At 61.3% G+C, this 341-nt stretch carries 1 pseudogene; it reads left to right on the forward strand.

What is annotated here, in order from left to right:
• Positions 1-341, forward strand: a pseudogene (locus tag KZZ04_RS18640) (2-isopropylmalate synthase); the annotation flags it as partial.

The raw sequence follows: 341 nt of genomic DNA on the forward strand, positions 1-341 counted from the left end.
CCCGTCTTCGAAGTACCGTGCGTTCCCGACCATCGATATCCCCGACCGCACCTGGCCGTCGAAAACCATCACCGAAGCGCCGATCTGGTGCAGTTCCGACCTGCGTGATGGCAACCAGTCGCTGATCGAGCCGATGGACGCGGTGAAAAAGCTGCGCTTCTGGAAGACGCTGGTCGCCGTTGGCGTGACGGAAATCGAGGCCTCGTTCCCGGCCGCTTCGCAAACCGACTTCGACTTCGTGCGCACCCTGATCGAAGACAACCACATCCCCGAGGACACCACTATCCAGGTGCTGACCCAGGGCCGTGAAGACTTGATCGCACGCACCTTCGAATCGCTGC

Source organism: Pseudoalteromonas sp. CR1 (assembly GCF_019392235.1).
Classification (GTDB): domain Bacteria; phylum Pseudomonadota; class Gammaproteobacteria; order Enterobacterales; family Alteromonadaceae; genus Pseudoalteromonas.